This is a genomic window from Streptomyces sp. NPDC096136 (genome assembly GCF_044763325.1).
Taxonomy (GTDB): Bacteria; Actinomycetota; Actinomycetes; order Streptomycetales; family Streptomycetaceae; genus Streptomyces.
In genome coordinates this window covers 288,390-314,681 of record NZ_JBIWFZ010000003.1, presented here as the reverse complement: position 1 = coordinate 314,681, position 26,292 = coordinate 288,390, and the positions used below count along the sequence as shown (strand labels likewise).

At 72.8% G+C, this 26,292-nt stretch carries 24 protein-coding genes; 15 read left to right on the top strand and 9 right to left on the bottom strand.

The features are described 5' to 3' along the window. The first annotated feature begins 36 nt into the window (after positions 1-36). Together ACIRBY_RS07730 and ACIRBY_RS07725 are read left to right on the top strand one after the other, a co-directional pair. Positions 37-1,725: a chitinase gene (locus ACIRBY_RS07730; RefSeq protein ID WP_403898230.1), complete on the top strand. Its 1,689-nt coding sequence runs from the start codon at positions 37-39 to the stop codon at positions 1,723-1,725. A 137-nt stretch (positions 1,726-1,862) separates the two neighbouring features. Further along, complete coding sequence (locus ACIRBY_RS07725) at positions 1,863-3,200, top strand: M14 family metallopeptidase (protein WP_403897534.1); 1,338 nt, start codon at positions 1,863-1,865, stop codon at positions 3,198-3,200. 61 nt (positions 3,201-3,261) lie between these two features. Here ACIRBY_RS07725 and ACIRBY_RS07720 read toward each other — a convergent pair whose 3' ends face one another. Then, the gene (locus ACIRBY_RS07720; protein ID WP_403897532.1) at positions 3,262-3,669 is read right to left on the bottom strand and encodes a RidA family protein; all 408 of its coding nucleotides are present in this window, start codon (positions 3,667-3,669) and stop codon (positions 3,262-3,264) included. A 209-nt stretch (positions 3,670-3,878) separates the two neighbouring features. On the opposite strand from ACIRBY_RS07720, the gene ACIRBY_RS07715 reads away from it, so the two are divergent. The 6 genes from ACIRBY_RS07715 to ACIRBY_RS07690 all read left to right on the top strand — a co-directional run bounded on the left by ACIRBY_RS07715 (position 3,879) and on the right by ACIRBY_RS07690 (position 9,287). Continuing rightward, positions 3,879-5,159: an amino acid deaminase gene (locus tag ACIRBY_RS07715; RefSeq protein WP_403897530.1), complete on the top strand. Its 1,281-nt coding sequence runs from the start codon at positions 3,879-3,881 to the stop codon at positions 5,157-5,159. A gap of 18 nt (positions 5,160-5,177) precedes the next feature. Continuing rightward, positions 5,178-6,758 carry an amidohydrolase family protein gene (locus ACIRBY_RS07710; RefSeq protein ID WP_403897527.1) on the top strand — a complete coding sequence of 527 codons (1,581 nt, stop codon included), beginning with the start codon at positions 5,178-5,180 and terminating at the stop codon, positions 6,756-6,758. 68 nt (positions 6,759-6,826) lie between these two features. Then, entirely contained in the window at positions 6,827-7,837 is a 1,011-nt protein-coding gene (locus ACIRBY_RS07705) for a YdcF family protein (protein WP_403897524.1), read from the top strand. A gap of 103 nt (positions 7,838-7,940) precedes the next feature. Next, positions 7,941-8,126 (top strand): hypothetical protein, encoded by a 186-nt coding sequence (locus ACIRBY_RS07700; protein ID WP_365153951.1) that lies wholly within the window; start codon positions 7,941-7,943, stop codon positions 8,124-8,126. 123 nt (positions 8,127-8,249) lie between these two features. Next, complete coding sequence (locus ACIRBY_RS07695) at positions 8,250-8,750, top strand: peptidylprolyl isomerase (protein ID WP_403897521.1); 501 nt, start codon at positions 8,250-8,252, stop codon at positions 8,748-8,750. An 84-nt stretch (positions 8,751-8,834) separates the two neighbouring features. Continuing rightward, entirely contained in the window at positions 8,835-9,287 is a 453-nt protein-coding gene (locus tag ACIRBY_RS07690) for a nitroreductase family deazaflavin-dependent oxidoreductase (RefSeq protein ID WP_403897519.1), read from the top strand. Here the strand turns inward: ACIRBY_RS07690 and ACIRBY_RS07685 are convergent. Next, complete coding sequence (locus ACIRBY_RS07685) at positions 9,274-9,861, bottom strand: GNAT family N-acetyltransferase (protein WP_403897516.1); 588 nt, start codon at positions 9,859-9,861, stop codon at positions 9,274-9,276. The two genes, ACIRBY_RS07690 and ACIRBY_RS07685, sit on opposite strands and share 14 nt — an antisense overlap. A 67-nt stretch (positions 9,862-9,928) precedes the next feature. Further along, a complete protein-coding gene (locus ACIRBY_RS07680) occupies positions 9,929-10,486 on the bottom strand; it encodes a hypothetical protein (protein WP_403897513.1) in 558 nt (185 codons plus the stop codon). 430 nt (positions 10,487-10,916) lie between these two features. On the opposite strand from ACIRBY_RS07680, the gene ACIRBY_RS07675 reads away from it, so the two are divergent. Together ACIRBY_RS07675 and ACIRBY_RS07670 are read left to right on the top strand one after the other, a co-directional pair. Continuing rightward, positions 10,917-12,128, top strand: coding sequence for a pyridoxal phosphate-dependent aminotransferase (locus ACIRBY_RS07675; protein ID WP_366450253.1), 1,212 nt, complete (start codon positions 10,917-10,919; stop codon positions 12,126-12,128). Between the two features lie 100 nt (positions 12,129-12,228). Continuing rightward, a complete protein-coding gene (locus tag ACIRBY_RS07670) occupies positions 12,229-12,630 on the top strand; it encodes a hypothetical protein (RefSeq protein ID WP_403897511.1) in 402 nt (133 codons plus the stop codon). 134 nt (positions 12,631-12,764) lie between these two features. Here the strand turns inward: ACIRBY_RS07670 and ACIRBY_RS07665 are convergent, their stop codons facing one another. Together ACIRBY_RS07665 and ACIRBY_RS07660 are read right to left on the bottom strand one after the other, a co-directional pair. Further along, positions 12,765-13,400, bottom strand: coding sequence for a DNA alkylation repair protein (locus ACIRBY_RS07665; protein ID WP_403898227.1), 636 nt, complete (start codon positions 13,398-13,400; stop codon positions 12,765-12,767). A gap of 266 nt (positions 13,401-13,666) precedes the next feature. Then, positions 13,667-14,068, bottom strand: coding sequence for a hypothetical protein (locus tag ACIRBY_RS07660; RefSeq protein WP_403897508.1), 402 nt, complete (start codon positions 14,066-14,068; stop codon positions 13,667-13,669). 137 nt (positions 14,069-14,205) lie between these two features. On the opposite strand from ACIRBY_RS07660, the gene ACIRBY_RS07655 reads away from it, so the two are divergent. The 4 genes from ACIRBY_RS07655 to ACIRBY_RS07640 are packed head-to-tail and all read left to right on the top strand — an operon-like array spanning position 14,206 to position 18,752. Continuing rightward, complete coding sequence (locus ACIRBY_RS07655; RefSeq protein WP_403897505.1) at positions 14,206-15,303, top strand: hypothetical protein; 1,098 nt, start codon at positions 14,206-14,208, stop codon at positions 15,301-15,303. Then, a complete protein-coding gene (locus tag ACIRBY_RS07650; RefSeq protein ID WP_403897503.1) occupies positions 15,303-16,511 on the top strand; it encodes a toxic anion resistance protein in 1,209 nt (402 codons plus the stop codon). The genes ACIRBY_RS07655 and ACIRBY_RS07650 overlap by 1 nt, the downstream gene beginning before the upstream one ends. After that, positions 16,508-18,148 carry a substrate-binding domain-containing protein gene (locus ACIRBY_RS07645; RefSeq protein ID WP_403897501.1) on the top strand — a complete coding sequence of 547 codons (1,641 nt, stop codon included), beginning with the start codon at positions 16,508-16,510 and terminating at the stop codon, positions 18,146-18,148. The genes ACIRBY_RS07650 and ACIRBY_RS07645 overlap by 4 nt, the downstream gene beginning before the upstream one ends. Beyond that, entirely contained in the window at positions 18,135-18,752 is a 618-nt protein-coding gene (locus ACIRBY_RS07640) for a hypothetical protein (RefSeq protein ID WP_403897499.1), read from the top strand. The genes ACIRBY_RS07645 and ACIRBY_RS07640 overlap by 14 nt, the downstream gene beginning before the upstream one ends. Positions 18,753-18,913: 161 nt before the next feature. On the opposite strand, the gene ACIRBY_RS07635 is transcribed toward ACIRBY_RS07640, so the two are convergent. Continuing rightward, complete coding sequence (locus ACIRBY_RS07635; RefSeq protein WP_403897497.1) at positions 18,914-20,767, bottom strand: phosphoenolpyruvate carboxykinase (GTP); 1,854 nt, start codon at positions 20,765-20,767, stop codon at positions 18,914-18,916. Positions 20,768-20,987: 220 nt separating this feature from the next. On the opposite strand from ACIRBY_RS07635, the gene ACIRBY_RS07630 reads away from it, so the two are divergent. Next, positions 20,988-21,674 carry a hemolysin III family protein gene (locus ACIRBY_RS07630; protein ID WP_403897494.1) on the top strand — a complete coding sequence of 229 codons (687 nt, stop codon included), beginning with the start codon at positions 20,988-20,990 and terminating at the stop codon, positions 21,672-21,674. Positions 21,675-21,766: 92 nt separating this feature from the next. Here the strand turns inward: ACIRBY_RS07630 and ACIRBY_RS07625 are convergent, their stop codons facing one another. From ACIRBY_RS07625 to ACIRBY_RS07615, 3 genes are all read right to left on the bottom strand, one after another. Continuing rightward, positions 21,767-22,534 (bottom strand): hypothetical protein, encoded by a 768-nt coding sequence (locus ACIRBY_RS07625; protein WP_403897491.1) that lies wholly within the window; start codon positions 22,532-22,534, stop codon positions 21,767-21,769. Between the two features lie 118 nt (positions 22,535-22,652). Continuing rightward, positions 22,653-25,070, bottom strand: coding sequence for a galactose oxidase-like domain-containing protein (locus tag ACIRBY_RS07620; RefSeq protein WP_403897488.1), 2,418 nt, complete (start codon positions 25,068-25,070; stop codon positions 22,653-22,655). Positions 25,071-25,092: 22 nt separating this feature from the next. Continuing rightward, positions 25,093-26,292: a glycosyltransferase gene (locus ACIRBY_RS07615; RefSeq protein ID WP_403897485.1), complete on the bottom strand. Its 1,200-nt coding sequence runs from the start codon at positions 26,290-26,292 to the stop codon at positions 25,093-25,095.

The window sequence follows — 26,292 nt, the reverse complement described above, 5'->3', positions numbered from 1 at the left end:
CCCCTCCACTCCCCCCACGGAGTCCACGTGAACCGCATGCGCTCCCTCGCCCTGCTGGGCGCCGCCACCCTTGCCGCGGGCGGGCTCTCCGCCCTCGCGACGGGCACCGCCCAGGCCGCCGACGTCGACGTCGCCCGCAACGGGGGCTTCGAGTCCGGCCTCACCGGCTGGTCCTGCTCCGGCGGCTCGGGCGCCGTCGTCGCCTCGCCCGTCTACGCCGGCTCGGGCGCCCTGCGCGCCGCCCCGGCGGGGCAGGACAACGCCCAGTGCAGCCAGACCGTCACGGTCAAGCCGAATTCCACGTACACCCTCAGCACCCAGGTGCAGGGCTCGTACGTCTACCTGGGCGCGACCGGCACCGGCACCCAGGACGTCTCCACCTGGACCCCCGGCTCGGGCGGCGGCTGGCAGAAGCTGTCGACCACCTTCACCACCGGCCCGAACACCACCCGGGTCACCGTCTGGACCCACGGCTGGTACGGCCAGCCGGCCTACCTCGTGGACGAGTTCAGCGTCTTCGGCCCCGACGGGGGCGGCGGCACCGACCCCGGCCCGAGCCTCCCGGGCGCCCCCGCCGCGCCCTCGGTCTCCGGCCAGGGCGACACGTCGCTCACCCTCGCGTGGAACGCGGTCGGCGGGGCGGGGGGCTACCACGTCTACCAGGACGGCGTCCGCGTCCGGTCGGTGACCGGCACCTCGGCGCAGATCACCGGGCTCACCGCCGCCACCTCGTACTCCTTCCAGGTGAGCGCCTACAACGCGGCCGGCGAGGGGCCGAAGTCCGCTCCGGTGACGGGCACCACGACCGGCGGCGGGGGCAACCCGAACCCCAACCCGTCGGTTCCCCGGCACGCCCTGACGGGCTACTGGCAGAACTTCGACAACGGGGCGACGGTCCAGAGGCTCTCCGACGTCTCGGCCCAGTACGACATCATCGCCGTCTCCTTCGCCGACGCCACGGCGACGCCCGGGGGCATCTCCTTCACCCTCGACTCGGCCGGCCTCGGCGGCTACACCGTCGCGCAGTTCAAGGCGGACGTCGCGGCGAAGAAGGCGGCCGGCAAGTCCGTCGTGCTCTCCATCGGCGGCGAGAAGGGCACGATCTCGGTCAATGACTCCGCCTCCGCGACGAACCTGGCGAACTCGGCCTGGGCGCTGATGCAGGAGTACGGCTTCAGCGGGATCGACATCGACCTGGAGAACGGCCTCGACCCGACGTACATGACCCAGGCGCTGCGCGCCCTGTCGGCGAAGGCGGGCCCCTCGCTGGTCCTGACGATGGCCCCGCAGACCATCGACATGCAGTCCGCGCAGGGCGGGTACTTCAAGACCGCGCTGGCCGTGAAGGACATCCTCACCGTCGTGAACATGCAGTACTACAACAGCGGCGCGATGAACGGCTGCGACGGCAAGGTGTACTCCCAGGGCTCGGTGGACTTCCTGACCGCCCTGGCCTGCATCCAGCTGGAGGGCGGGCTCGACCCCTCCCAGGTGGGCATCGGCGTCCCGGCCTCCCCGAGCGGCGCCGGCAGCGGGTACGTGTCGCCGACGGTCGTGAACAACGCCCTGGACTGCCTGGCGCGGGGGACGAACTGCGGGTCCTTCAAGCCGTCGAAGACCTGGCCGGGACTGCGCGGGGCGATGACCTGGTCGACCAACTGGGACGCCAAGGCGGGTAGTACCTGGTCGAACGCGGTGGGTCCGAAGGTGCACGGGCTGCCGTAGGCGGTAGGTGTGTGGGGGTGGCTGATTCGGTCCGGTGCGCAGCACCGGGTACGCCTGAGGCTATTGACCGGGACATGCCACAAGAGCACGCTGTGCGCGTCCGCACGGCTACCCCCACACTCCACCCAGGAGAACGCATGCGGCTCCACACCCGCCGGAGGGCCGCCGTCACGGCCGCCCTGCTGGCGCTCGCGCTCGGCGCACCCGCCTACGGCATGAGCGCGACGGCAGCCCCGCCGCCCACCCCCTCGACGGCCACCCAGGACGAGGCGGTCGTCCAGTACGAGGTCAAGGGCCCGTCCACGGCCGCCGAGCGCACCGCCCTGCTGAGCAGCGGCGTCTCCATCGACGAGGTCGACGCCCGCTCGGTCGTGGTCAGCGCCGACCCGGCACAGGCCAAGGCCCTGCGCGCCCGCGGCTACCAGCTGACCGCCCTGGCCGGCCCGCCGGACCGCTCCGAGCGCGGCGTCGCGACCCGCCCGATGGACTTCCCCTCGGCGGACTCCAAGTACCACAACTACGCCGAGGCGAGCGCGGAGATCGACCAGCGCATCGCCCAGTACCCCGGGATCATGAGCAAGCGGGTCATCGGGAAGTCGTACCAGGGCCGGGACATCGTCGCGATCAAGATCAGCGACAACGTGGGCACGGACGAGGACGAGCCCGAGGTGCTCTTCACCGCCCACCAGCACGCCCGCGAGCACCTGACCGTCGAGATGGCCCTGTACCTGCTCCAGGAGTTCGGCTCCAAGTACGGCAGCGACTCCCGGATCACCAACATGGTGAACAGCCGCGAGATCTGGGTCGTCCCGGACCTCAACCCGGACGGCGGCGAGTACGACATCGCCACCGGCTCGTACCGCTCCTGGCGCAAGAACCGGCAGCCCAACTCCGGCTCCTCGGCCGTGGGCACCGACCTCAACCGCAACTGGGACTACAAGTGGGGCTGCTGCGGCGGCTCCAGCAGCAGCAAGAGCTCCGAGACCTACCGCGGACCGGCCGCCGCGTCGGCGCCCGAGGTGAAGGTGGTCTCCGACTTCGTGCGCAGCCGCATCGTCGGGGGCAAGCAGCAGATCAAGGCCGCCATCGACTTCCACACCTACAGCGAACTCGTGCTGTGGCCCTTCGGGTGGACGTACAACGACACCGCGCCGGGGCTGACCGCGGACGACCTCGCGGTCTACAAGAAGATCGGCACCAGCATGGCCGCCAGCAACGGCTACACGCCGGAGCAGTCCAGCGACCTGTACATCACCGACGGCACGATCGACGACTGGCTGTGGGGCGACCAGAAGGTCTTCGCCTACACCTTCGAGATGTACCCGTCCGACACCGGCGGTGGCGGCGGCTTCTACCCGCCCGACGAGGTCATCGACCGCGAGACGGCGCGCAACAAGGACGCGGTGCTCCAGCTGCTGGAGAACGCGGACTGCATGTACCGCTCGATCGGCAAGGAAGCCCAGTACTGCGCCTAGCCGCAGCCGGGGCCGAAGGTCCGGGGCGCCCCGCCGCCAGGGGGGCGCCCCTCCCCCGTGCTCAGCCGAGGACGGCGAGGGCGTCGATCTCGATCAGCAGACCGGCGGGCAGGCCGACGTACACCGTGGTGCGGGCGGCGGGGACCTTGACGCCCTGCTCCTCGAAGTAGGCGTCGTAGATCTCGTTCATCTCGGCGAAGTGGGCCGTGTCGGTCAGGTAGACGCGGATCATCACCGCGTCGTCCCAGCCCGCGTCGCCCGCCTCCAGGACGGAGCGGACGTTCTCCAGCGTCTGCAGGGTCTGCTCGCGCAGGGTCGGGCCGGCGACGGCCGGCGGCCGGCCGTCGGCGGCGGGCAGGTAGCCGACCTGGCCGGCTACCTGGAGGATGTTGCCCTTGCGCACGCCGTGCGAGAACTTCGCGGGGGCTGCGGGGTGGGACTCGGGGGTGACGGCGGTCTTCTCGCTCACGGGATCCTCCGGCGGGTTCGTGGTGTCCGGTGCGGAGCGGTGCTCCGCACCGATGGTGTCAGCGGCACGGGGTGCGGGTGGCCGCGGTTCGAGCAGTTCGCTAGGGCGGGCGCCCTCCGCCCCGCCCCGCCGCCGGAACCGCACGGCATTGACCCCTCGTCGTCACCGGTGTTACACCACAGGCACCACCCGCACCACCAGGAGGCCCCATGCCCAGCGACGCCGTCCGACGCCTCGCCGCCGAACCCGTCGACCACCGCTTCAAGGGCCTCCCCCCGGACGCCGAGGCCGCCGGCCTCACCGTCGGCGAGCTGGCCGCGCAGGCCAGGGACCTCCACACCGGCGGGTTCACCACCCCCGTGCTGACCCTGGACGCCGACGCGCTCGACCACAACCTCACCGTCCTCGGCGCGTACGCGCAACGCCACCACCTCGCCTTCGCCCCGCACGGCAAGACCTGCATGGCCCCGCAGCTCTTCGAACGCCAGCTGGAGCACGGCGCCTGGGGCATCACCGCCGCCGTACCCCACCAGGCCCGCGTCTACCGGGCCTTCGGGATCCAGCGGATCTTCCTCGCCAACGAGCTCGTCGACCCGGCCGCCCTGCGCTGGGTCGCCGCCGAACTCGCGGCCGACCCCGGCTTCCGGTTCGTCTGCTACGTCGACTCCGTGCGCGGGGTCGAGCTCATGGACGGCGCCCTGCGGGGGCAGCCCGCCCGGGTCGACGTCGTCGTCGAACTCGGCGCCGGCGAAGGGGCCCGCACCGGGGCCCGCAGCGACGAGGACTGCCGGGCCGTCGCCGACGCCGTCGCCGCGGCCCCCTCCCTGCGCCTCGTCGGCATCGCCGGGTACGAGGCCGAGGTCCCCGACGCGGACCCGGAGAAGGTGCACGCCTGGCTGCGCCGGCTCACCGCCCTCGCCGTCGAGTTCGACAAGGCCGGGCGGTTCGCGGCCGACGTCGAGGAGATCGTCGTCAGCGCCGGCGGCTCCGCCTGGTTCGACGCCGTCGCCGACGTGTTCGGGGAACTGCCCGAGCTGTCCCGGCCCGTGCTCAAGCTGCTGCGCTCCGGCGCCTACGTCTCCCACGACCACGGGTGGTACACCCGCCTGACCCCCTTCAACCGGGTCCCGCAGGAGGGCGGGCTGCGCCCGGCGTTCCGGCTCTGGACGCAGGTCGTCTCGCGCCCGTCCCCGACCCAAGCCTTCGTCAACGCCGGCAAGCGCGACATCGCCTACGACCTCGGGCTGCCCGAGGCCGAGCTCGTCCGGGACGCGCTCACCGGCGAGGAGCGGGCCGCCGCGGGCGTGCGCGTCGTCAAGCTGTCCGACCAGCACGCCTGGCTGGAGACCGACGCCGCCGACGCCGTGCAGGTCGGCGACTGGGTGGCGCTCGGGATGTCGCACCCCTGCACCATCTTCGAGAAGTGGCCGCTCATCCCGGTCGTCGGCGCGGACGGCGCCGTCCGCGAGTACGTGCGGACCTTCTTCTAGGAGACGGGCCTCCAGGAGGTGGACCTCGTCATCCGGGGAGCCCGGGTCGCCGACGGGACCGGCGGGGCGTCCTACCCCGCCGACGTCGGCGTCCACGAGGGGCGGATCGCCGCCATCGGACGGCTCCCCGGCGGCGGGCGGCGGACCGTCGACGCGCACGGGCTCGTCCTCGCGCCCGGGTTCGTCGACATGCACGCCCACAGCGACCTCGCGCTGCTCCGCGACCCGGACCACAGCGCGAAGGCCGCCCAGGGCGTGACCCTGGAGGTCCTCGGCCAGGACGGGCTGTCGTACGCCCCCGTGGACGAGCCGACCCTGGCGCAGGTGCGGACCGCGATCGCCGGGTGGAACGGGAGCGGGGACGACGTCGACTTCGACTGGAGGACCGTCGGCGGGTACCTCGACCGGCTGGACCGGGCCCACGGCGGACGGGGCAGCGCCGTGAACGCCGCCTACCTCGTGCCCCAGGGGACCGTCCGGGCCTGCGTCCTCGGCTGGGAGGACCGGCCGGCCACCCGCGCCGAGACGGACCGGATGCGGCGGCTGGTCGCCGAGGGGATGGAGGACGGCGCCGTCGGGATGTCCTCCGGGCTCACCTACACCCCCGGCATGTACGCCTCGGGAGCCGAACTCGCCGAGCTGTGCGCGGTCGTGGCCCGCTACGGCGGCTACTACTGCCCGCACCACCGCTCGTACGGGCGCGGCGCCCTCGCCGCCTACGCCGAGATGCTCGGCCTGGCCCGGGAGACCGGATGCGCCCTGCACCTCGCGCACGCCACCATGAACTTCGCGGAGAACGAGGGCCGCGCCCCCGAGCTGCTGGCCCTGCTGGACGGGGCGCTCGCCGACGGGGCCGACGTCACCCTCGACAGCTACCCGTACACCCCCGGCTGCACCACCCTCGCCGCCCTGCTGCCGAGCTGGGCGCACGAGGGCGGGCCCGAGGCCCTGCTGGCCCGGCTGGCCGACGGCGCCACCGCCGCGCGGATCCGGTACGCGCTGGAGGTCGAGGGTGCCGACGGCTGCCACGGCGTGCCGGTGGACTGGGCGACGGTCGAGGTGGCCGGGACCGGGGACCCCGCCCACGCCCACCACGTCGGCACCCGCCTGCGCGGCTGGGAGCAGGCGCGCCGGCTCCTGCTGGACGACCGGCTGGGGACGACCGTCCTCCAGCACGTCGGGCACGAGGGGAACGTCCGGGCGATCATGCGCCACCGCGTCCACACCGGCGGCTCGGACGGCATCCTGCACGGCGCGAAGCCGCACCCGCGGGCGTACGGCACCTTCCCGCACTACCTCGGCCGCTACGTGCGCGAGCTGGGCGTGCTCTCGCTGGAGGAGTGCGTCGCCCACCTGTCGGGCCGGCCGGCGGCGCGGCTGCGGCTGCCGGACCGGGGGCTGGTGCGCGAGGGGTACCGGGCGGACCTGGTGCTCTTCGATCCGCGGACGGTCGCGGCCGGCTCCACGTACGAGAACCCGCGCGCACTGCCGACCGGCATCCCGCACGTGCTGATCGACGGACGGTTCGTCATGCGGGACGGGCGCCGGACCGACGTCCTGGCCGGACGGTCCGTCCGCAGAACGGCCGTTGGGGCGTAGGACCCCCTGCGCCGGCCCGGGCGTTCGCCCCCGCCGGCACCGGTCGGGCGGCACATACGATGAACGCCATGGCCGCCTTCGTCCTCCCCGCCCTCCTCTTCCTCGCCCTGTGCGTCAGCGCGTTCAAGGACCGCCGCCGCTTCCGCAACGCGGTGCTGTTCGGGCTGACCCTCATCACGTTCTCGGCCGCCCTGCTCTTCCAGGTGACGGCGCTGCCGGGGTGGGCGGCCCTGACGATCATCGCGCTCGCCTTCGCCGCGCCCACGCTCGGCACGATGGCGATCGGCGCCTTCCTGATAGCCAACGGCGTGACGATGATCCGCAAGGAGGGACGCCGTCCGGCCAACCTGCTGTCGATGCTCGCGGGGCTCGGGATCTTCGGGATGATCGCGCTGCTGATCGTCGTCCCGATGTTCCGCTCCACCCTCCTCAACGGCATGGCGGCGACCCTCACCCTGGTCGTCGCCTATGTCGCGTTCCTCTTCCTCTGCTTCCTCGGCTACGCCTTCCTCTACGGCCGGATCAGGGTGCGCGGCGACGTCGACCACGTGGTGATGCTGGGCTCCGGGCTGGTCGGCGGGGACCGCGTGCCGCCGCTGCTGGCCTCGCGGCTGCGCAAGGGCAAGCAGGTCTACGAGGCCCAGCTGGCCCGCGGCTCGCGCCCGCCGGTGCTGCTGACCTCGGGCGGCAAGGGGTCGGACGAGCGGGTCGCGGAGGCCCGGGCGATGGCGGACTGGCTGATCGCCGAGGGGGTTCCGGCGGAGCACGTCACGCTGGAGGACCGGTCCCGGACGACCGAGGAGAACATGCTGTTCTCGAAGGAGATCATGCTGGCGCACGACCCGGGCTACCGGTGCGTGGTGGTCACCAACAACTTCCACGCCTTCCGGGCCGCGATGCTGGCCCGCAAGACCGGGGTCAACGGGCAGGTCGTGGGCTCGCCGACCGCCCGCTACTTCCTGCCGAGCGCCATGCTGCGCGAGTTCGTCGCGGTGTTCTGGGAGCACCGGAAGGTCAACCTGTCGATCTGCGGGCTGCTGATCGCGGTCGGCGCGGCCGCGACCCTCGCCGCCGTCTGAGCCGGGCGGCGCGCCGGGTCGCGCGGCGGCCCGCGGTTCCCGAGGTGCGTTCTTGGTGCCGGGGCCGGAGGATGGGGGCCTGGGGCACCGTAGGAGGTATCCGATGGACAGTGAAACCAACGAGCAGCCCACCCGGTCGGACCGGCTCTTCACCGGCGGTGAGCGGCCGTACGACCCCGAGGACCTGGTGATGGCGACCGGCCACGACCCGACTCCGGAGCGGGTCGAGAAGGCCCGGAAGCTGATCGAGGAGAAGGGCCCGTCCGTCATCGAGCGCTACCTGCCGTAGCCGGCGGCCGGCCGGACGCACTGCCGTGGCCACGGCCCGGGGTCGCACCCCGGGCCGTGGCCCGTCCGTGACCCTCTGCGAAGCTGAGGCGCACGTTTCAGCACCGGAAGGGACCGGACCGACATGCCCCAGGTGAAGCTGACCACCAGCCTCGGCGCCATCGTCATCGACCTCGACGCGGAGCGGGCGCCGGCGACGGTGGCCAATTTCCTCGCGTACGTGGAGAGCGGCCACTACGACGGGACGGTCTTCCACCGGGTGGTCCCCGGGTTCATGAACCAGGGCGGCGGGTTCACCGCGGACATGCGGCAGAAGCCGGTGCGGGAGCCGGTGCGCAACGAGGCGGACAACGGGCTGAAGAACACCCGGTTCGCGGTGGCGATGGCCCGGACCAGCGTCCCGCACTCGGCGACCTCCCAGTTCTTCATCAACACCGCCGACAATCCGGCGCTGGACCACAGCGCGCCCACCGCGACCGGCTACGGCTACGCGGTCTTCGGCGTGGTCGGCGAGGGCCGGGACGTCGTGGACTCCATCGCCGCCGTCCGCACGGGCCGGGCGGGCGGGCACGGGCACGTGCCGCTCGTACCGGTGGTGATCGAGCGCGCGGCCCTGCTGGACTGAGCGCCGGGGGTGCGCCGCGGGCGCGCCGCATCCAGAATCGGTGAAGACTCGTTAGCCGTAGGGGGGACGCCCTACGGAGGTCAGATGAACAGCGTCGCCGTCGCCGTCGACTGGGAGCACCCCACGGACCCGCGTCCGGGGCCGCGCCTCGCACACGTGCGGACGTACGTGTCGAGCGGGGGCACCGACGGGCACCTGTGGCACGGGGTCCCCACCCTGCTGCTGACCACCCTCGACCGGGCCTCCGGCCGGGCGGTGCGCACCCCGCTGATCTACGGGCGGGACGCGGGCCGGCTGCTGGTGGTGGCCGCCGGCACGGGCGGCCCGCACCATCCCTCCTGGTACGGCAACCTCGCCGCGCATCCGGAGGTCCGCGTCCAGGTGGGCACGGCGGTCTTCCCGGCCTGGGCGCGGACGGCGGACCCGCAGGAGCGGGAGACCTACTGGGAGGCGATGACGGCGCTGTGGCCGCTCTTCGACGACCACCAGGCGGCGGCGCGGCCCCGGGAGCTCCCGCTGGTGATCATCGAGGGCTGACCGGGCCGGGGGCCGCCTGCGCCCCGGCGGGGGCGGCCACCGCGTGGTAGGTGCGGCCGGAGACCGTGTACGTGCCGAGCGGGGTCATGCCGAAGGCGTCGACGTGCACCCGCCAGGAGGGGGCGTTGCCCTCCTCGATGAAGGCCACCAGGGCCTCGGCGCGGCCCGCCGACGCCTCGACGGCCCGCGTGAACAGGCCCCGGGCCACGCCGCGCCCCCGGAAGCCGGCGTCGACCACCACCGGCCCGTACAGCAGCCACGGCACCTCGCCCAGCGGGCGGCCCCGCCATACGAGGTCGGCCTGGGCCCGCAGCAGCCCGGTCACCGCCGCCGGCGGGCCGGCCATGTCCGCGGCGACCGACAGCGCGAGCAGCCCGGCGATCCGGCCCTCCCCGTCGTCGGCCACCAGCAGCTCCCCGGCCGCGGCCATGTCCCGCAGGGCGGCGGCGTCGAAGGAGCCCTGGACGAAGCCCTGCGCGGCGCGCTGCTCCTCGGTCAGGGCGTCGTGGTGGTTGGCGGCGAACATCCGGGCCAGGGCGGGCGCGTCGGCCTCGGTGGCGTATCGGTAGCGCATGGCGCCGATGCTGCCACGGCCCCCCGGCCGGGGGCCCGCGCCGGGGGCCCGGGATGTCACCTCGCCGTCAGCCGTTGGTGTTGAGGAAGCCGATGACGACCGCGCCCCACCAGCAGGCCTGGGAGACCAGGGCGGTCACGCCGCCCCAGAGCAGCAGCCCGCGCCCGGCCTCGCCCTCGACGGATCCGAGGCGCCGGCCCAGCAGGCCCGCCTGGAGGCCGTTCACGGTGAGGGCGGCGACCAGGCCCAGCTTGGTGAGGGTCAGCGGGGAGTGGACGTCGGGGTGCAGCATCAGCCCGCTGACCACGAGCCCGCCGAGGCCGGCCCAGATCGGCACGTGCAGGCGGGCGGTCGCGGCGACCACCTCGTCCAGGGTGCAGCGGCCGGTGGCCCACAGGACGCCGTAGTAGTCGGCGGAGAGCACCGCGCCGAAGCCGAGGACCAGCGAGGCCAGGTGCGCGAAGAGCGCGGCGGAGTGCATGGCCGCGTCGGCCTGCAGGTGGAGGGAGCACCACAGCCCCGCCGCCAGGACGACCAGCGCGCACAGCGCGCCCGCCGCCACGGTCCACCAGGAGTCGTACAGGCGGACGGGGCGGGGCGAGGGTCTGGCTGCGGAGGAGGACATGGCGGTGGGCTCCGGGGGGAAACGAGCGGGCGGACGGGCGGGCACGGCGCCGTACGCCGCGCCAAAGCAAGGTAAGGCTCACCTAAACAAACCCGCCCGTCAATCCTGGTCCAGGGGACGGGACCGCGGGTCCGCGACCCGTCCGCCGGCCCCGGCGGAGGGCCGGGCGCCGGGGGCCCGGGAGTTGGGGCCCACCCGTTCGGCCCAGAAGGGCGCACCGGTGGCCCGACGGGGGTGACGAGCGCAACACTGGAGTGAGCGCCGCCCTCATTCCCCCATCCGATCCGCAGGCCGGAGCGGTCGGACGGCCGCCGTTTCAAAGGGTGGACGGGGAAGCCACCCGCCCATCAGTTGAAACGGGACATTTCACTCCCTGGTGTCCGGCCGGAATGCCCCAGCGGACGAACGGAGAGGCCCGTAAGCTCCCGTCATGCAGGTGATCCAGTCAACGAAACTCGCCAATGTCTGCTACGAGATCCGCGGACCCGTCCTCGAAGAGGCGATGCGGCTCGAAGCGGCAGGTCATCGCATCCTCAAGCTCAACACCGGCAACCCCGCGGCCTTCGGTTTCGAGTGCCCGCCGGAGATCCTCGAGGACATGCTCCGCAACCTGGGCAACGCCCACGGCTACGGGGACGCGAAGGGCCTGCTGTCGGCCCGGCGCGCGGTCATGCAGCACTACCAGACCAAGGGCATCGACCTGGACGTCGAGGACATCTACCTCGGCAACGGCGTCTCCGAGCTGATCCAGATGTCGATGCAGGCGCTGCTCGACGACGGCGACGAGGTGCTGGTCCCCGCCCCCGACTACCCGCTGTGGACGGCTTCCGTCAGCCTGGCGGGCGGCACGGCGGTGCACTACCGGTGCGACGAGCAGTCCGACTGGATGCCCGACCTGGCGGACATCGAGCGCAAGATCACCGACCGCACCAAGGCGCTCGTGATCATCAACCCGAACAACCCGACCGGCGCCGTCTACGACGACGAGATGCTGCGGGGCCTGACGGACATCGCGCGCCGCCACAACCTGATCGTCTGCTCGGACGAGATCTACGACCGGATCCTCTACGACGGCGCCACGCACACGAACACCGCCGCCATCGCCCCGGACCTGATGGTCCTCACCTTCAACGGCCTCTCCAAGAACTACCGCGTCGCCGGCTACCGGGCCGGCTGGATGGCGGTCTGCGGCCCCAAGAAGCACGCCTCCTCGTACATCGAGGGCCTGACGATCCTCGCGAACATGCGCCTGTGCGCGAACATGCCCTCGCAGCACGCGGTGGCCACCGCGCTCGGCGGCCGGCAGTCGATCGTGGACCTGGTGCTCCCCGGCGGGCGGCTGCTGGAACAGCGCGACACGGCGTACGACCTGCTCACGCAGATCCCGGGCGTGACGTGCGTGAAGCCGAAGGGCGCGCTGTACCTGTTCCCGAAGCTGGACCCGGCGGTCTACAAGATCAAGGACGACCGGCAGATGGTCCTGGACCTGCTGCGGGCCGAAAAGATCATGGTCGTGCACGGCACGGGCTTCAACTGGCCCGAACCCGACCACTTCCGCATCGTGACGCTGCCCAACGCCACGGACCTCGCGGACGCCGTGACCCGCATCGGCCGCTTCCTGGACGGCTACGGCCAGCACTGACGGTCGGGACGCGGGGGTACCGTCCCAGACTCCGGATGCAGCTCAACTTTAGAACGGATCCAAGGTAGGATGGTCTCCTGACCCCGCAGGAGGCCTCCTCATGTACGAGCCGATCCGCTCCAAGTCGGCCGTCCACGTCGTGGACGGCAACCGCAGCGAACCCCAGTACCCGCACAGCAGCCGGGGCGAAGCCCTCGACATCCAGCTCGCCGGGCACCTCGCGGCCCTGCTGGCCGTCACCGACGAACTCGGCCTGGAGGACGGCGGCGCCGCCCGCATCGCGGAGCAGGTGGCCCGCCTGCGCGGGTCCCAGCCGGCCCGGGTCTCCCACCCGGCCCCGCCCGACGGCGCCGACACCGCCGCCCTGCACCGCCGCGCCCACGACCTCGCCGCCCGCGCCCTCCTCGTCGCCGCCTCCCGCGCCGACACCGCCGTGGCCATCCTCGCCGCCCAGCGCATGGACACCCACGCCGCCGCCGCCAACCTGGCCGGCGCCCACTGACGGCCCCGGTCCGGCGCCGCGGAGGCCCCGGACCGGGCGCCACACACCCGCGGCCACGGCCCCCATCCCCGCGTCCGGCGGCCGCCCGGGGCTGGCATGGACCGTCGGTTGCTGGTCCGCTCGACCTGCTGAACTCACCGCCGGCGCACCATCTCGGCGATCCAGACCGGTGCGTACGGGGACGTGCAGCCCGGGGACGCGGGGTAGTCCTTCAGGACTCCCAGCCGCTCCCCGATCGCGATCGCCCGCGCCCGGTACCCGGCGTGCTCGATTCCGATCTGGGCCAGGCAGTGGTTCATCGCCCACTGCAGGCGCTCCGGGGCGTCCTGCATCCGCGACTCGATGGCGTCGAGGAGCCCCGGGAGGTCGAGGCCTTCCGGCTTCTTCGCCACCCGCTCGACGGTCAGCGCCCAGCCCGCACTCGCCACCACCGGGTCCGGGTCGGCGAACCAGGCCACCCTCAGCTCCTCGGCGTGCGGGCTCTTCTTCACGACGTAGTCGACGAGCCAGTCCTGCACCTTGGGCGTCCGCGCCCCGCGCAGCATCCCGTCCAGCTCGTCGCGTCCGAAGGCCTTCGGACGGCAGACGAGGAGGGAGAGCAGTCTCGCTGCCGAGTCCTGCGTTTCCCATAGCTGCCGCGCCAGCTCCTGTTGGGTTTTCAGGCGCTTCGCGATCGCGCGCAGTCTGCCGAGGTTCACCCCGTGGTCATCACCGTGCCGCTCGTTCACCGCCCGCGTCTTCGCGTCCTCCAGCCCGGCCAGCTCGGCCATCACCCCGGCCACCGTCGTCTCGCCCACCGCCGCCTCCCGTCCCTCGCCCGGACAACCCAACGTACGACGGCCGGTCGCGTGAGCGTGGGAAGCAGCCGTCGTGCGGGAGACGCACGACGGCGGTGTGAAGGCCATCGGAGCCCTTGAGGTCCTGGCCGCGGTGGGCCTGGTCCTGCCCGCCGCACTCGGCGTCGCCCCGGTAGTCCTTCATCGGGTGACGGGGCGGCCGGCAGCGCGGACGCGGCGCGTGGTGAGCCGGTCGCCCCTCACCCGACCGCCACCCCCGCCACCCCGCACCACGGGACCGTCGACGGGGGCCAGACCGGGCCGACGGCCTCCGTGCGGGCCGGTGGGGTGTCCGGGGTGAGGCCCGGGAGGCGGACCAGGGCGCGGGACGTGCGGGCGTCCGGGAGGGACGGCCGGCGGTCGCGGAACTCGACCGTGACCACGTACGAGCCCTGTCCGCCCCGGGCCTCCACCACCGCCAGGACGCGCCGGCTCGCCGGGTCGACGCGGCAGTCGGCGACCCGGACCTCCGGGGGCAGGGCGGACGCGGCCGGCGGGCCGGCCGGGCTGCTGGCCCACACGTACAGGCCCAGCGGGGCGAACACCAGGAGACCGGCCAGGCCCACGAGGCCCACGACCCACCCCTGCCATTTCAGTGCCATGCCACGATCCTCCCGGCACGCCCGCCGCCCCGCCAGCAGCCACCCGCCCACACAGCATTTCGAAGCGGGACCGCCTGGACACCGGCCGTTCACCCGACGCCTCGCGGAATGTGGGTTTCCGTGAGCAGGCTGCACCCGTGAGACGCATCCTAGGAATCGCTCTGGCGGTCCTCCTGATAGGCGGCGTGATCGCCGTCGTCGTTCTCGGGGGGAACGGAACAGAGGGCACGGCAACGAAGACCGTGCGCGGCGTCATCGGATCGGAGAAGTCCGAGTTCTTCCGTGACCCCGACGTCGTCAAGGCCCTTGCAGCCAAGGGCTACACCGTGAAGACGGAGACCTCGGGCTCCTGGGCCATGGACCAACTGGCCCTCAAGGAGTTCGACTTCGCCTTCCCCAGCAGCAGTGAGCCCGCGCAGGAGATCGAGGCCGCCGCCGGGGTGAAGGGGGCGCAGACCGCCAAGCCGTTCTTCTCCCCCCTCGTCGTCATCGCCCGCGCCAACGCGGCCAAGGTCCTCGCGGACAACGGCCTGGTCAGGATGGTCGGCAAGAACTCGGGCAGCCTCCTCATGGAGCCCTACCTCAAGGCGGCCTCCGAGGACCGGAACTGGCAGCAGCTCACGGGCTCCGCCGGCTACCCGGAGCTGGCCGGGCGGGTCTTCGTCAAGACCACCGACCCCGCCACCTCCAACTCCGGCGCCCTGTTCATCGCCGCCACCTCCAACGTGGCCAATGGCGGCACGGTCGTCTCCGACGACGCCGGGATCGCGCGCACCGCGCCGCTCCTGCGCAAGCTGATCCAGGTCCAGGGCGCCCTGGAGCCCTCCACCGACGACCCGTTCCGCGCCTTCATCAGCGGCAGCGGCGAGCCCCTGATCCTGGCCTACGAGTCCCAGGTGGCATCCCTGCTCATGCAGAAGCAGACGAACGCCGAGGTGGGCAGCATGGTCGTGCTCTACCCGGACACCACCGTCAACTCCCCGCACACCTTCGTCCCCCTCAACGAGAAGACGAAGGAGCTCGGCGCCCTCCTCGCCACCGACCCGGAGCTCCGCCGGCTCGCCCTGCGCCACGGGTTCCGCCCCCAGGAGGGCGTCGCCGAGTTCACCGCCGCCACCGCGCCCCACGCCGGGTACCTCAACCCGGGTCTGACCGGGATCCGGCAGGTGGGCGCTCCGACCGTCAAGGTGCTGATGGCGCTGGCCGCCCGCGCCAAGGGCCAGGGGGACAACTGATGACCGCCGATCCGCTGACGCCGCCCGGGGACGGGGCCGAGAGCCCGCTCGTGCTCACCGCGCCCGAGCCCGTGCCAGCCGTGAAGCGGGAGCAGGCCTCCGGCCTCGTCCCGCTGGACGAGGGCGTGCACGACGAGATGTCCCGCCGGGCGGGCGAGTACGTCGGCCGGCTCGCCGGGATCGACACGCGCTCCCCCGAGTTCGCCACCCACATCCACGACATCACCGCGCTCGGCTCCTCCGACATGCGCACGGCCGCCGACCAGTCCAACCGGATGCTGGAGCGGGCCGTGCGCTCGATCGGCGCGGACGGCGGCGGTGACGCCCAGGCCCGGGTCGCCGGGTCGCTCGTCGAGCTGCGCCGGACCGTCGAGGACCTGGACCCGCAGGCCGCGGCCCCCGCCAAGGGGGCCCGCAGGCTGCTGGCGAAGCTGCCCGGCGGCAACCGGCTGCGGGACCACGTCGCCCGGTACGCCTCCTCCCAGGAGACCCTGAACCGGATCGTCCAGGCCCTGCGCGGCGGCCAGGACGAGCTGCGCCGCGACAACGCGGCCCTGCACACCGAGCGGGCCCGGCTGTGGGAGACCATGGGCAAGCTCCAGGAGTACGCGGTCCTCACCGAGGCCCTGGACGCGGCCGTCGGGGAGCGGATCGCCGAGGCCGGCCGCACCGACCCGGCCCGGGCCGACGCGCTCCGTTCCGACGTGCTGTTCCCGGTGCGCCAGAAGCACCAGGACCTGCTGACCCAGCTGGCCGTCTGCGCCCAGGGCTACCTGGCGATGGACGTGGTCCGGCGCAACAACGACGAGCTGATCAAGGGCGTCGACCGGGCCGCGACCACCACGGTCTCGGCACTGCGCATCGCCGTGATGCTGGCGTCGGCCCTCGACAGCCAGCGCAAGGTGGTCGAGCAGGTCAACGCCCTGCGCGGGACCACCGAGGAGCTGATCCGGGGGAACGCCGAGATGCTGGCCACCCAGAGCGGGGAGATCCAGCGGATCGCCGCCGACCCCGCCGTCGGGGCGGAGACCCTGCGCGAGGCCTTCGGCCGGATCTACCAGACCCTCGACGCGATCGACGGCTTCAAGGCCCAGGCCACGGAGAACATGGCGGCGACGGTCGAGTCCCTGACGGGCGAGCTGCGGGCGGCCTCGGCGTACCTGGCCCGCACCCGCACGCCGAACGCCCTGGAAGGCGGTGAGCGGTGAAACGGTACGGACCCGTGCGCGGGCGCCTGCGCAGGCGTCTCGCGGCGGCCGTGGCCCTGACGGCGACCCTGCTCGGGGCCTCGGCCTGCACGGACGGGAAGCCGGACGGCGGAAACTCCGCCGGCTCGCGGAAGCCGGCGGCGGAGTACAAGGAGGGCAGGCTGCGCGTCCTGGCCTCCAGCGAGCTCGCCGACATGGAGCCGATCCTCAGGGACGCGAAGGCCGCCACCGGCGTCTCCGTCGACTTCACCTGGTCGGGAACGCTCGACGCGGCCGAGCAGGTGTCCTCGGGCAAGGCGGACGGGAAGTACGACGCGATCTGGCTCTCCTCCGACGACTACCTCCGCCTGCGCCCCGAGGCGGCCGCCAAGCTCGCGAACGAGACCCCGGTGATGTCCTCGCCGGTCGCCCTCGGCGTCCGCCCGGAGGCGCTGGCCCGGCTCGGCTGGAAGCCGCAGGAGGTGACCTGGGCGGCGGTCGAGGAGGCCGTGGCGGCCGGGAGGCTGACGTACGGGATGACGGACCCGGTGCGCTCCAACTCCGGCTTCTCGGCGCTGGTCTCGGTGGCGTCGGGGCTGTCGGGGGCGCAGGCGGCCCTCACCGACGAGGACGTGCAGAAGGCCCGGCCCCGCCTGAAGGCCTTCTTCAACGGGCAGAAGCTGACCTCCGGCTCCTCCGGCTGGCTCGCGACGGCCTACGCCCAGCGCGGCGACGTCGACGCCCTGGTGAACTACGAGTCGGTGCTGCTCTCGATGAACAAGGACGCCAAGGCGCCGCTGACGGTCATCCGCCCCAAGGACGGGGTGGTCACCGCCCACTACCCGCTGGCCCTGCTGACCTCCTCCCCCGCCGGGGCCCGCGAGTCGGGCCGGCGGCTGACGGAGTACCTGCGGGGCGACGCGGCGCAGAAGGCGATCACCGAGAAGACCTTCCGCCGTCCCGTGGCGGCCGGAGTGGCCCCGGCCGCCGGTCTGGACGCCGAGAAGCGGCGCGAACTGCCGTTCCCCGGCTCGCGCTCCGTCGCCGACGGGCTGCTGGCCTCGTACGAGAACGAGCTGCGCCGGCCCTCCCGCACGGTGTACGTGCTCGACACCTCCGGTTCGATGGCCGGCGACAACCGCATCGGGCGGCTGCGCGACGCGCTCACGGATCTGACCGGGACGGGGAGTTCGGGTCCCGGGCAGCGGTTCAGGGACCGCGAGGAGGTGACCCTGCTGCCCTTCGGCGACGAGGTGAAGAAGGTGCTGACGCACGTCGTGGAGCCCGGGAACCCGGGTCCGGCCCTGGACGCGATCCGCGGGGACGTGGAGTCCCTGCGGCCCGAGGGGGGCACGGCGGTGTACGGCAGCCTGAAGGCCGCCTACCGGCACCTGGGGCAGGGGAAGGCCGACGCGTTCACGTCGATCGTCCTGATGACGGACGGGGAGAGCGGGGACAGGGTGCAGGACTTCGACTCCTTCTACGCCGGACTGCCCGAGGGGCAGAAGCACACTCCGGTCTTCGCCGTCCTGTTCGGGGACTCGGACCGCAAGGAGCTCGGCCACATCACCGAGCTGACGGGTGGCCGGCTCTTCGACGCCACCAACGGGAACGGGTCGCTGGACGGGGCCTTCGAGGAGATCCGTGGCTACCAATAGGCCCCTGGCGCGGGCGCTGGGATATCTGGAGTCGAAGAAGAACCTGGCCGGCAGCGCCTGCGGTCTCGCCGGCCTGGCCCTGACCCTGGCCGGGGCGGCGGGGGCGTACTGGCCGGTGGTGATCGCGGGCCTGTACGGGGCGGGGGCGCTGATCGCCCCGCCGGAGCGGGCCCCGGTACCGCTGTTCCCGGGCAGCGCCGAGCGGTTGGGGGCCGTACGGGAGGACCTGGGCCGGCTGCGGGACTACGTGGCGGAGGTCGAGCTCCCGCCGGCCGCCGACGGGAAGCTGGGCGAGCTGCTGGACCTGTACGCGGCGCTGCTGGAGCCGGGCTGGGTCACGGAGGCCCTCGCGGCCGATCCGGACGCGGTGCACGCGCTGTCCCGGGCGGTCCGGCTGGACGTGCCGGAATGCGTGGACACGTACAACCGGACCCGCTGGTGGACCCGGCTGACGCCGGGCGGGGAGTCGCCGGAGCGGCACCTGGAGCGGCAGCTGTCGGTGCTGTTCGACGAGGCGGAACGCCTGACGGCGGGCCTCCAGGACAGGGAGGCCCGCCGTCAGCAGACGCACACGACCTACCTCGAGGAGCGCGGGCGCTCCTGAGGGGCGGGACCGACGGCGGCCGGGACAGTGGCTTCCGTCGGCCGGTCAGGCGTGTGCTGCGATGGGAAAGCCTTGGTCGGGGATTCCCACAGCGGTGGGAGAACCTTGGTCGGGGACTCCCACGTTCATGTGGCCTGCGGCACCGGGCAGGCGGTCCGGGCTCAGCCCAGGCGCTCGACCAGCGCGTGGTACTGCTCCCACAGCTCCTTCGGCGTGTGGTCGCCGTAGGTGTTGAGGTGCTCGGGGACCAGGGCGGCCTCCTCGCGCCACACGTCCTTGTCGACGGTGAGGAGGAAGTCGAGGTCCTCGTCGGAGATGTCGAGGCCGTCGAGGTCCAGGGCGGCCTTGGTGGGCAGGACGCCGATCGCGGTCTCGACGCCCTCGGCGTTGCCGTCGAGGCGGCCGACGATCCACTTCAGGACGCGGCTGTTCTCGCCGAAGCCGGGCCACACGAACTTGCCCGCGTCGTTCTTGCGGAACCAGTTCACGTAGTAGATCTTCGGGAGCTTGGTCTGGTCCTTGTCGGCCGCGACCTTGACCCAGTGGGCCATGTAGTCGCCCATGTTGTAGCCGCAGAACGGCAGCATGGCGAACGGGTCGCGGCGCAGCTCGCCGACCTTGCCCTCGGCGGCGGCGGTCTTCTCGGAGGCGATGTTCGAGCCGATGAAGACGCCGTGGTTCCAGTCGAAGGACTCGGTGACCAGCGGCACGGCGGAGGCGCGGCGGCCGCCGAAGAGGATCGCGGAGATCGGGACGCCCTTGGGGTCCTCCCACTCGGGGGCGATCGTCGGGCACTGCGACGCCGGAACGGCGAAGCGGGCGTTGGGGTGGGCGGCCGGGCTGTACCCATTGGCGGTCTGGGCGGACTCCGGGGTCCACGGGTTGCCGCGCCAGTCGATCAGCTCGGCCGGGGGCTCCTCGGTCATGCCCTCCCACCACACGTCGCCACCGTCGGGGGTGAGCGCGACGTTGGTGAAGACGGTGTTGGCGTACATCGTCTTCATGGCGTTGGCGTTGGTGTGCTCGCCGGTGCCCGGGGCGACGCCGAAGAAGCCGGCCTCGGGGTTGATCGCGTAGAGGCGGCCGTCCTCCCCGAAGCGCATCCAGGCGATGTCGTCGCCGATGGTCTCGACCGTCCAGCCGGGGATGGTCGGCTCCAGCATGGCGAGGTTGGTCTTGCCACAGGCGGAGGGGAAGGCGGCGGCCACGTACTTGGTCTCGCCCTCGCCGGCCGGCGGGGTGAGCTTGAGGATCAGCATGTGCTCGGCGAGCCAGCCCTCGTCGCGCGCCATGACGGAGGCGATGCGCAGCGCGTAGCACTTCTTGCCGAGCAGGGCGTTGCCGCCGTAGCCGGAGCCGAAGGACCAGATCTCGCGGGTCTCGGGGAAGTGCGAGATGTACTTGGTGGTGTTGCAGGGCCAGGCGACATCGGCCTCGCCCTCGGCGAGCGGGGCGCCGAGGGTGTGGACGGCCTTGACGAAGAAGCCGTCGGTGCCGAGCTCGTCGAGGACGGCCTTGCCCATGCGGGTCATGGTGCGCATGGCGACCGCGACGTAGGCGGAGTCGGTGATCTCGACGCCGATCGCGGAGAGCTCGGAGCCGAGGGGGCCCATGCAGAAGGGCACGACGTACATCGTGCGGCCCTTCATGGAGCCGCGGAAGATGCCTTCCTGCCCCGCGAAGAGCTCCTTCATCTCGGAAGGGGCCTTCCAGTGGTTGGTCGGGCCCGCGTCCTCCTCCTTCTCGGAGCAGATGAAGGTCCGGTCCTCGACGCGCGCGACGTCGGAGGGGTCGGAGGCGGCGTAGTACGAGTTCGGGCGCTTGGTCTCGTCGAGCTTCTTGAACGTGCCCTTGGCGACGAGCTCCTCGCACAGGCGCTCGTACTCGGCTTCGGAGCCGTCGCACCAGACGACGCGGTCCGGCTGCGTGAGGGCCGCGATCTCGTCGACCCAGGAGATCAGCTCCTGGTGCGTCGTCGGGAGGGAAGGGGTGGGAGCCGCGTTGTCGCGCGCCACGATTGCTCCTTGTTGAGGGGTTTGTTTGGTGTATGCCCCGTGGGGGCCGCGACCCGGACGCTTCGCGCTCCGCTCATCCGGTGTCGACCGCACTCATCTGATCATCCGGTGGATGTGCGCATATGTCCAGGGGGCCTCTCACGTGAGCATCGCCACGTCAGTCAATCTTCCGTAAAGAGGACTAACGGAAACCTACGCACCCGTAGGTAGCATGATGACCATGACTTCTGACGCCGCTGCCGTACCGGCCGCCCCGGCCGAACGCGCAGCTCCGGAGGCCAAGCCGCTCATGCGCGGCTGGCTGCACACCGGAATGTTCCCGGCCGTGGTGGTCGCCGGCCTGGTGCTGATGGCCTTCACCGACTCGACGCGGGCGCGGGTCGCGTGCGGGGTGTACATCCTCACCGCCTGCCTGCTCTTCGGTGTCAGCGCCGTCTACCACCGCGGGACCTGGGGCCCGCGCGGCGAGGCCGTCCTGCGCCGGCTCGACCACGCCAACATCTTCCTGATCATCGCGGGCACCTACACCCCGCTCACCGTCCTGCTGCTGCCGGACTCCACCGGGCGCACCCTGCTGTGGGCGGTGTGGCTCGCCGCGGCGGCCGGCATCGCCTTCCGCGTCTTCTGGGTCGGCGCCCCCCGCTGGCTCTACACCCCCTGCTACATAGCGATGGGCTGGGCCGCGGTCTTCTTCCTGCCGGACTTCCTGCGCACCGGCGGCATCGCGGTCCTGGTACTGGTGGTCGTCGGCGGCCTCCTCTACAGCGCGGGCGGGGTCATCTACGGGATCAAGCGCCCCAACCCCTCACCCCGCGTCTTCGGCTTCCACGAGGTCTTCCACTCCCTGACGCTGGCGGCCTTCGTCGCCCACTACGTCGGCATCTCGCTGGCCGCCTACTCGCACTGAGCGCACCGGCCCGCGCTGAGCACACCGGCCCGCACGGGCCCGGCCGTCCGCCGGGCCCGTCGGGCGGCGCTCCCGCCCGACGGCCCGGCCCGTCAGCCCGGCAGGCTCCGGGCGAGGGCCGCGAGCACGGCCCGGGTCTTGGTCTCGCCCGTCGACGGCGGGACCAGGCCCCGCTCCTTGAGCCCGGCCGCGAGCAGGTCCTGGGCCGCGGCCGCCCCGCCGAGGTCGGCGCGCACCGACACCTCCAGGAACCGCAGCCCGCCGTCGGTGGTCCACTCCTCGATCGCGACGGACCCGGGCAGCCCGTCCCAGTCCTGCTTCCACTTGACGGCGTGCACCGGGCCCAGCGCCGTCAGCGCCCCGAGGTCCTCGTCGTCCGCGCCGGCCGCCTCCAGGAGTTCGCGCTGCGCCTTGGCCAGCAGGTCCTCCAGGTCACCGCCCTCGGCGTCGAGGGCGTCCCCGAACTTCCGCTCGGCCTCCAGCGAGGCGGACAGGACCGGGGTGAACGCGGGCCCCGCGCGGTCCTCCTCGACCCTGAACTCCCAGTGCTCCTCCTCCCGGTCCTCCTGCCACTCCCCGGGCAGCGGCGGGCACGGGCGCAGTTTCACGGTCAGGTCCGCCTTCCGCTTGGAGTCCGGACCCTCGTCCGCGTCCCGGCGCAGGCGCAGGATCAGCCCCCGGTCCAGCAGGGGCAGGGCGACCTCTCCGCCGGCGGGGCGGACCGGCCGGTCCCAGAAGTGGATGACCCGGGGCCGCCCCTCCTCCCGGCGCAGTCCCAGGGCTTCGGACGCGGTCCCGGCCTCCGCCCCGGCGAAGCTGATCTTGAGTTCCGCGGCCGCTGCCGCGGGGGTCTCCTTCATGCTGCCGTTATCGCACGGCGGGCCGGGGCCCGCATTCCGGGCGCGTCCCGCGGGAGGGGCCCCGCCGCGGGTGTGCGGCGGGGCCCCGGCCCGTGCGCGGGCGGAATGCGGGCGGCGGTCAGCAGGTGTGGCCGTCCCCGTCGGGGTCCAGTTGCTGCGGGTCGCTGCCGTTGACCTTCATCCGCTTCGGGAACCGATGCGCGGCCAGCCAGTCGCAGCGGGCCGCGGTGGTCTGCGCCACCTCCGCCGGGAAGGCCGTCGGGACGCACACGTTGACCGTCCCGTAGTGCCGGTCGCAGCCGGCCACGGTGGGCGCGACCGGGACGGAGGCCCGCTGCCGCGGGTTCTCCTTCGGCGCGGCCAGGGCGTCCGCGAAGGTGTGCTCGTGCGGGGCGGGCCCCTGCCGCGCGGCCGCCGTCGAGGGCGCCCCGCCCAGGTGGACCCAGGTCGCGACCGAGGGGACGCCGGCCGCGTCGACGCCGAAGAGCATGTACCAGCCGGGCGGCGCCAGGTTGGGGTTGCCGGTGACGTTGAGGTCGATGGTGGTGGTGTTGACCACGGTCATCGGCAGGTCGACGAACCGCTGGTTGGGGTCGGAGGAGTGGGTGACCGCCGCCGGGCGGATCAGTTCCGCCTTGGCGATGGGCCGGTCGACGGTGATCCGCTGGGTGTCCCCGTACACCCACTCGGTGTCGACCACCGAAGTGAGCTGCGGGCGCGGCCCCTTGAACAGGTAGGGCGGCGCGTAGACCGACACCGCGTGGTTGTAGGTGCCGTTGCCCGGGTTGTCGCCGACCGACATGACCCGGCCGTCGGGCAGCAGGAACGCGCCCGAGTGGTAGGTGCGCGGGATCGGGTCGGCGGCCAGGCCCGCCTGGTAGGTGTCGGTCCCGGGGTCGAAGAGGGAGGCCTCGAAGACCGGGTCGGCCCGGTCGTGCAGGCCGCCGCCCGTCTCCAGCACCCTGCCGTCGGGCAGCAGTACGGCGGAGACGTACATCTTGCCCTCGGCCCCGGTCTGCGGGCGCTTGCCCGCCCCGGTGTCGACGAGTCCCTGGGGCAGGTCGGGGCCGGCGGTGTAGGCGGGGCTCGGCTTCTTCAGGTCGATGACGTCGGTGGTCCGGTGGGCGGCCGGGTTGGTCTCGTTGTTGCCGCCGCCGATGGTCAGGACCCGCTGGTCCTGGGCCGGGGGCAGCAGGACGCTCGCGGACTCGTCGCGCTCGTCCTTCCTGCGCAGCCCGGGCACGTCGGTGATCGTGTTGGCGTCGTAGTCGTAGACGGAGGAGCCCGAGCCGGCGGTGCCGTTGCCGAAGGTGTGGCTGCCGGAGTAGAAGAGCCGGCCGTCCTGCATGAGGATCATCGAGGGGTACAGGCCCCAGTACGACCAGGTCTGGTTGACCTGGCTCAACGGCAGCCACCTGTGCTGCGCCGCCGAGAACCGCTCCGCGGTGACGTTGCCGGTGGAGTCCTCCTTCAGTCCGCCGAAGGAGATCACGTCACCGTTGCCGAGGAGGGTCGCGGACGGGTACCAGTGCCCGCCGTTCATGTCGTTCGTCCTCGTGTACGTCTCGGTGGCCGGGTCGAACACGTACGAGTCCTTCAGCCCCTGGTAGCCGATCCTGCCGTCGGCGGACGGGTAGCCCTTGTTGCCGCTCATCACCAGCACCCGGCCGTCGGCCAGCTGCACGTGCCCGGAGCAGAACATGTCCACCGGCGTCGGAACGGTCCTGACGGTGCCGGCGACGGGGTCGTAGACGGCGGAGGTGAAGGTCCCGGCGTTGAACTGGGAGATGTCGTTGCCGGATCCGGCGATCAGCAGCACCTTGCCGTTCCTGAGGACCACGGCGTGCATCGAGCGCACCGGGTTCTGCGTCGCCATCACCTCCCACCTGCCCTTGGCGCACTCCTCGGCGGTGCCCGTGCACCCGGGCCGGGGCGGGACGGCGCCCACCTCCTCCAGCGCGTAGTCGTCGGTGGTGAGGGTGCCCACCCCGTAGACGGACAGCCCCCAGGCGATCTTGTCGGTGTTCGGGGGGACGGCGGGCGTACGGACCCGGGTCTGCGACCAGGCGGCGCTGACCGGCGGGTTCTGCAGGTCGGTCCAGTACTGCCAGCCGGCGGCGGTGTCGTGGCGGAAGACGGTGACCGCCACGTCCGGGGTGTTCGACTTGTACCAGGCGGACAGGTCGTACTGCCGGCCCGGGACGACGGTGGGGGCGCAGGTGGTGTTCTCGGTGACCAGGGCCTTGCGGTCGCCGCTGACCCTGCGGGTGAGCGAGACCTTCACGGCCAGGGTGCCGCTGTGGGCGTCGGGGACGGTGGCGAAGGTGAAGTCGTTGTCGCCCCAGCCCGACTTGGACCAGCACGACGGCATGTCGGAGCCGGGCGCGCCGGCGGTCTCGAAGCCGGGATTGGTGAGCAGGTTGGGCGCTCCGGCCGTGGCCTGCTGCGGGGCGGTGAGCAGCAGGCCTGCGGTCATCGCCCCGACGGCGGCCAGCGCGGCCCTGCGGCCCGCCCTCCGTCGGATCGTCCTTCGCATGAAGTGGTCCTTTCGGTGCGGCTCAACTCCTGGTCGTGGGACGGGTGCGGCCCGCCGCGCGCGGCCCGCGCGGCAGGTAGACGAGGGCTTCGGTGGCGGCGAAGCGCAGGACGAAGGTGGTGACCAGCGCCAGGGCCGTCGCGGGCAGGACGTCGAGGCCGAGCCGGGCGACGAACAGCGCGATCAGCGGGATGCGCAGCAGCAGGTCGGCGTTGGCGAGGAGGGCGAAGCGCCCGACGCGGTCCGCCCAGTGGCGGTGGCGGCGGCGGTCGCGGAAGAGGAGGGTCTCGATGAGGAGGAAGTTCCACAGCACCCCGGCCTGGTTGGCCAGCACCTCGGCGGCCAGGTACTGCATCCCGGCGTGCGTGAGCAGCCACAGCGCGAGGAGGTTGGGGACGAAGCCGGAGAGCCCGACGAGGCCGAAGCCGATCATCCGGGCGAGCGGGCTCGCCGAGCGGAGGGCGGCCAGGTGGGTCAGGAAGCGCAGCCCTTCGCGGGCGGTGCACTTGGACTCGCCCGCGAACCGGTCCTGGAAGACGAAGGGCACCTCGGCGGTCTTCTTCGGCCGGCAGCGGACGGCCAGCTCCAGCAGGATCTTGTAGCCGAGGGGTTTGAGCGCCTCGGCGGTGACGGCCCGTCGGCGCACGGCGAAGAAGCCGCTCATGGGGTCGCTGATGCCGCGCAGGGCGCGCGGGAAGAGCCCCTTGGCCAGCCAGGTCGCGCCGCGCGAGACGGCGACGCGGTAGCCGCCGGCGAGTCCGGCGCGGCTGCCGTCGGGCAGGTAGCGGGAGGCGACGACGAGGTCGGCCCCGGTGCGGTCGCCCTCGCCGACCAGCTCGGGGACCAGGTGCGGCGGGTGCTGGAGGTCGGCGTCCATGACGACGATCCAGTCGGAGTCGGCCCGGGCGATGCCCTCGGCGACGGCTCCGCCCAGCCCGCCCGAGGGGTTCTCGCGGTGCAGGACGGCCACCGGGAACGGGCAGTCGGCCGCGGCCTTCTCGATGACGGCCGGGGTGTCGTCGGTGGAGTCGTCGACGAAGAGGACCCCGCAGGGCGGGCCGGCGGGCAGGGCGGAGCGGAGCTGCCGGAGCAGCTCGGCGACGTTGGCGGACTCGTTGAAGGTCGGGATGATCAGGGTGACGCCGCCGGACCCGGAGGACGCCGGCGCAGTGTCGACCTCCGGATCATCCAGGGCGTGCGGGGGCCACAGGTCCTCGCTCAT

What these genes read in the sequence shown, in the direction of transcription:
- ACIRBY_RS07625 (WP_403897491.1), bottom strand. Translation starts at nt 22,534, where the DNA reads ATGAAGGAGACCCCCGCGGCAGCGGCCGCGGAACTCAAGATCAGCTTC.
- ACIRBY_RS07660 (WP_403897508.1), bottom strand. Translation starts at nt 14,068, where the DNA reads ATGGCACTGAAATGGCAGGGGTGGGTCGTGGGCCTCGTGGGCCTGGCC.
- ACIRBY_RS07685 (WP_403897516.1), bottom strand. Translation starts at nt 9,861, where the DNA reads ATGCGCTACCGATACGCCACCGAGGCCGACGCGCCCGCCCTGGCCCGG.
- ACIRBY_RS07670 (WP_403897511.1), top strand. Translation starts at nt 12,229, where the DNA reads ATGTACGAGCCGATCCGCTCCAAGTCGGCCGTCCACGTCGTGGACGGC.
- ACIRBY_RS07730 (WP_403898230.1), top strand. Translation starts at nt 37, where the DNA reads ATGCGCTCCCTCGCCCTGCTGGGCGCCGCCACCCTTGCCGCGGGCGGG.
- ACIRBY_RS07705 (WP_403897524.1), top strand. Translation starts at nt 6,827, where the DNA reads ATGGCCGCCTTCGTCCTCCCCGCCCTCCTCTTCCTCGCCCTGTGCGTC.
- ACIRBY_RS07675 (WP_366450253.1), top strand. Translation starts at nt 10,917, where the DNA reads ATGCAGGTGATCCAGTCAACGAAACTCGCCAATGTCTGCTACGAGATC.
- ACIRBY_RS07725 (WP_403897534.1), top strand. Translation starts at nt 1,863, where the DNA reads ATGCGGCTCCACACCCGCCGGAGGGCCGCCGTCACGGCCGCCCTGCTG.
- ACIRBY_RS07690 (WP_403897519.1), top strand. Translation starts at nt 8,835, where the DNA reads ATGAACAGCGTCGCCGTCGCCGTCGACTGGGAGCACCCCACGGACCCG.
- ACIRBY_RS07620 (WP_403897488.1), bottom strand. Translation starts at nt 25,070, where the DNA reads ATGCGAAGGACGATCCGACGGAGGGCGGGCCGCAGGGCCGCGCTGGCC.
- ACIRBY_RS07665 (WP_403898227.1), bottom strand. Translation starts at nt 13,400, where the DNA reads ATGGCCGAGCTGGCCGGGCTGGAGGACGCGAAGACGCGGGCGGTGAAC.
- ACIRBY_RS07680 (WP_403897513.1), bottom strand. Translation starts at nt 10,486, where the DNA reads ATGTCCTCCTCCGCAGCCAGACCCTCGCCCCGCCCCGTCCGCCTGTAC.
- ACIRBY_RS07715 (WP_403897530.1), top strand. Translation starts at nt 3,879, where the DNA reads ATGCCCAGCGACGCCGTCCGACGCCTCGCCGCCGAACCCGTCGACCAC.
- ACIRBY_RS07615 (WP_403897485.1), bottom strand. Translation starts at nt 26,292, where the DNA reads ATGAGCGAGGACCTGTGGCCCCCGCACGCCCTGGATGATCCGGAGGTC.
- ACIRBY_RS07700 (WP_365153951.1), top strand. Translation starts at nt 7,941, where the DNA reads ATGGACAGTGAAACCAACGAGCAGCCCACCCGGTCGGACCGGCTCTTC.
- ACIRBY_RS07650 (WP_403897503.1), top strand. Translation starts at nt 15,303, where the DNA reads ATGACCGCCGATCCGCTGACGCCGCCCGGGGACGGGGCCGAGAGCCCG.
- ACIRBY_RS07695 (WP_403897521.1), top strand. Translation starts at nt 8,250, where the DNA reads ATGCCCCAGGTGAAGCTGACCACCAGCCTCGGCGCCATCGTCATCGAC.
- ACIRBY_RS07630 (WP_403897494.1), top strand. Translation starts at nt 20,988, where the DNA reads ATGACTTCTGACGCCGCTGCCGTACCGGCCGCCCCGGCCGAACGCGCA.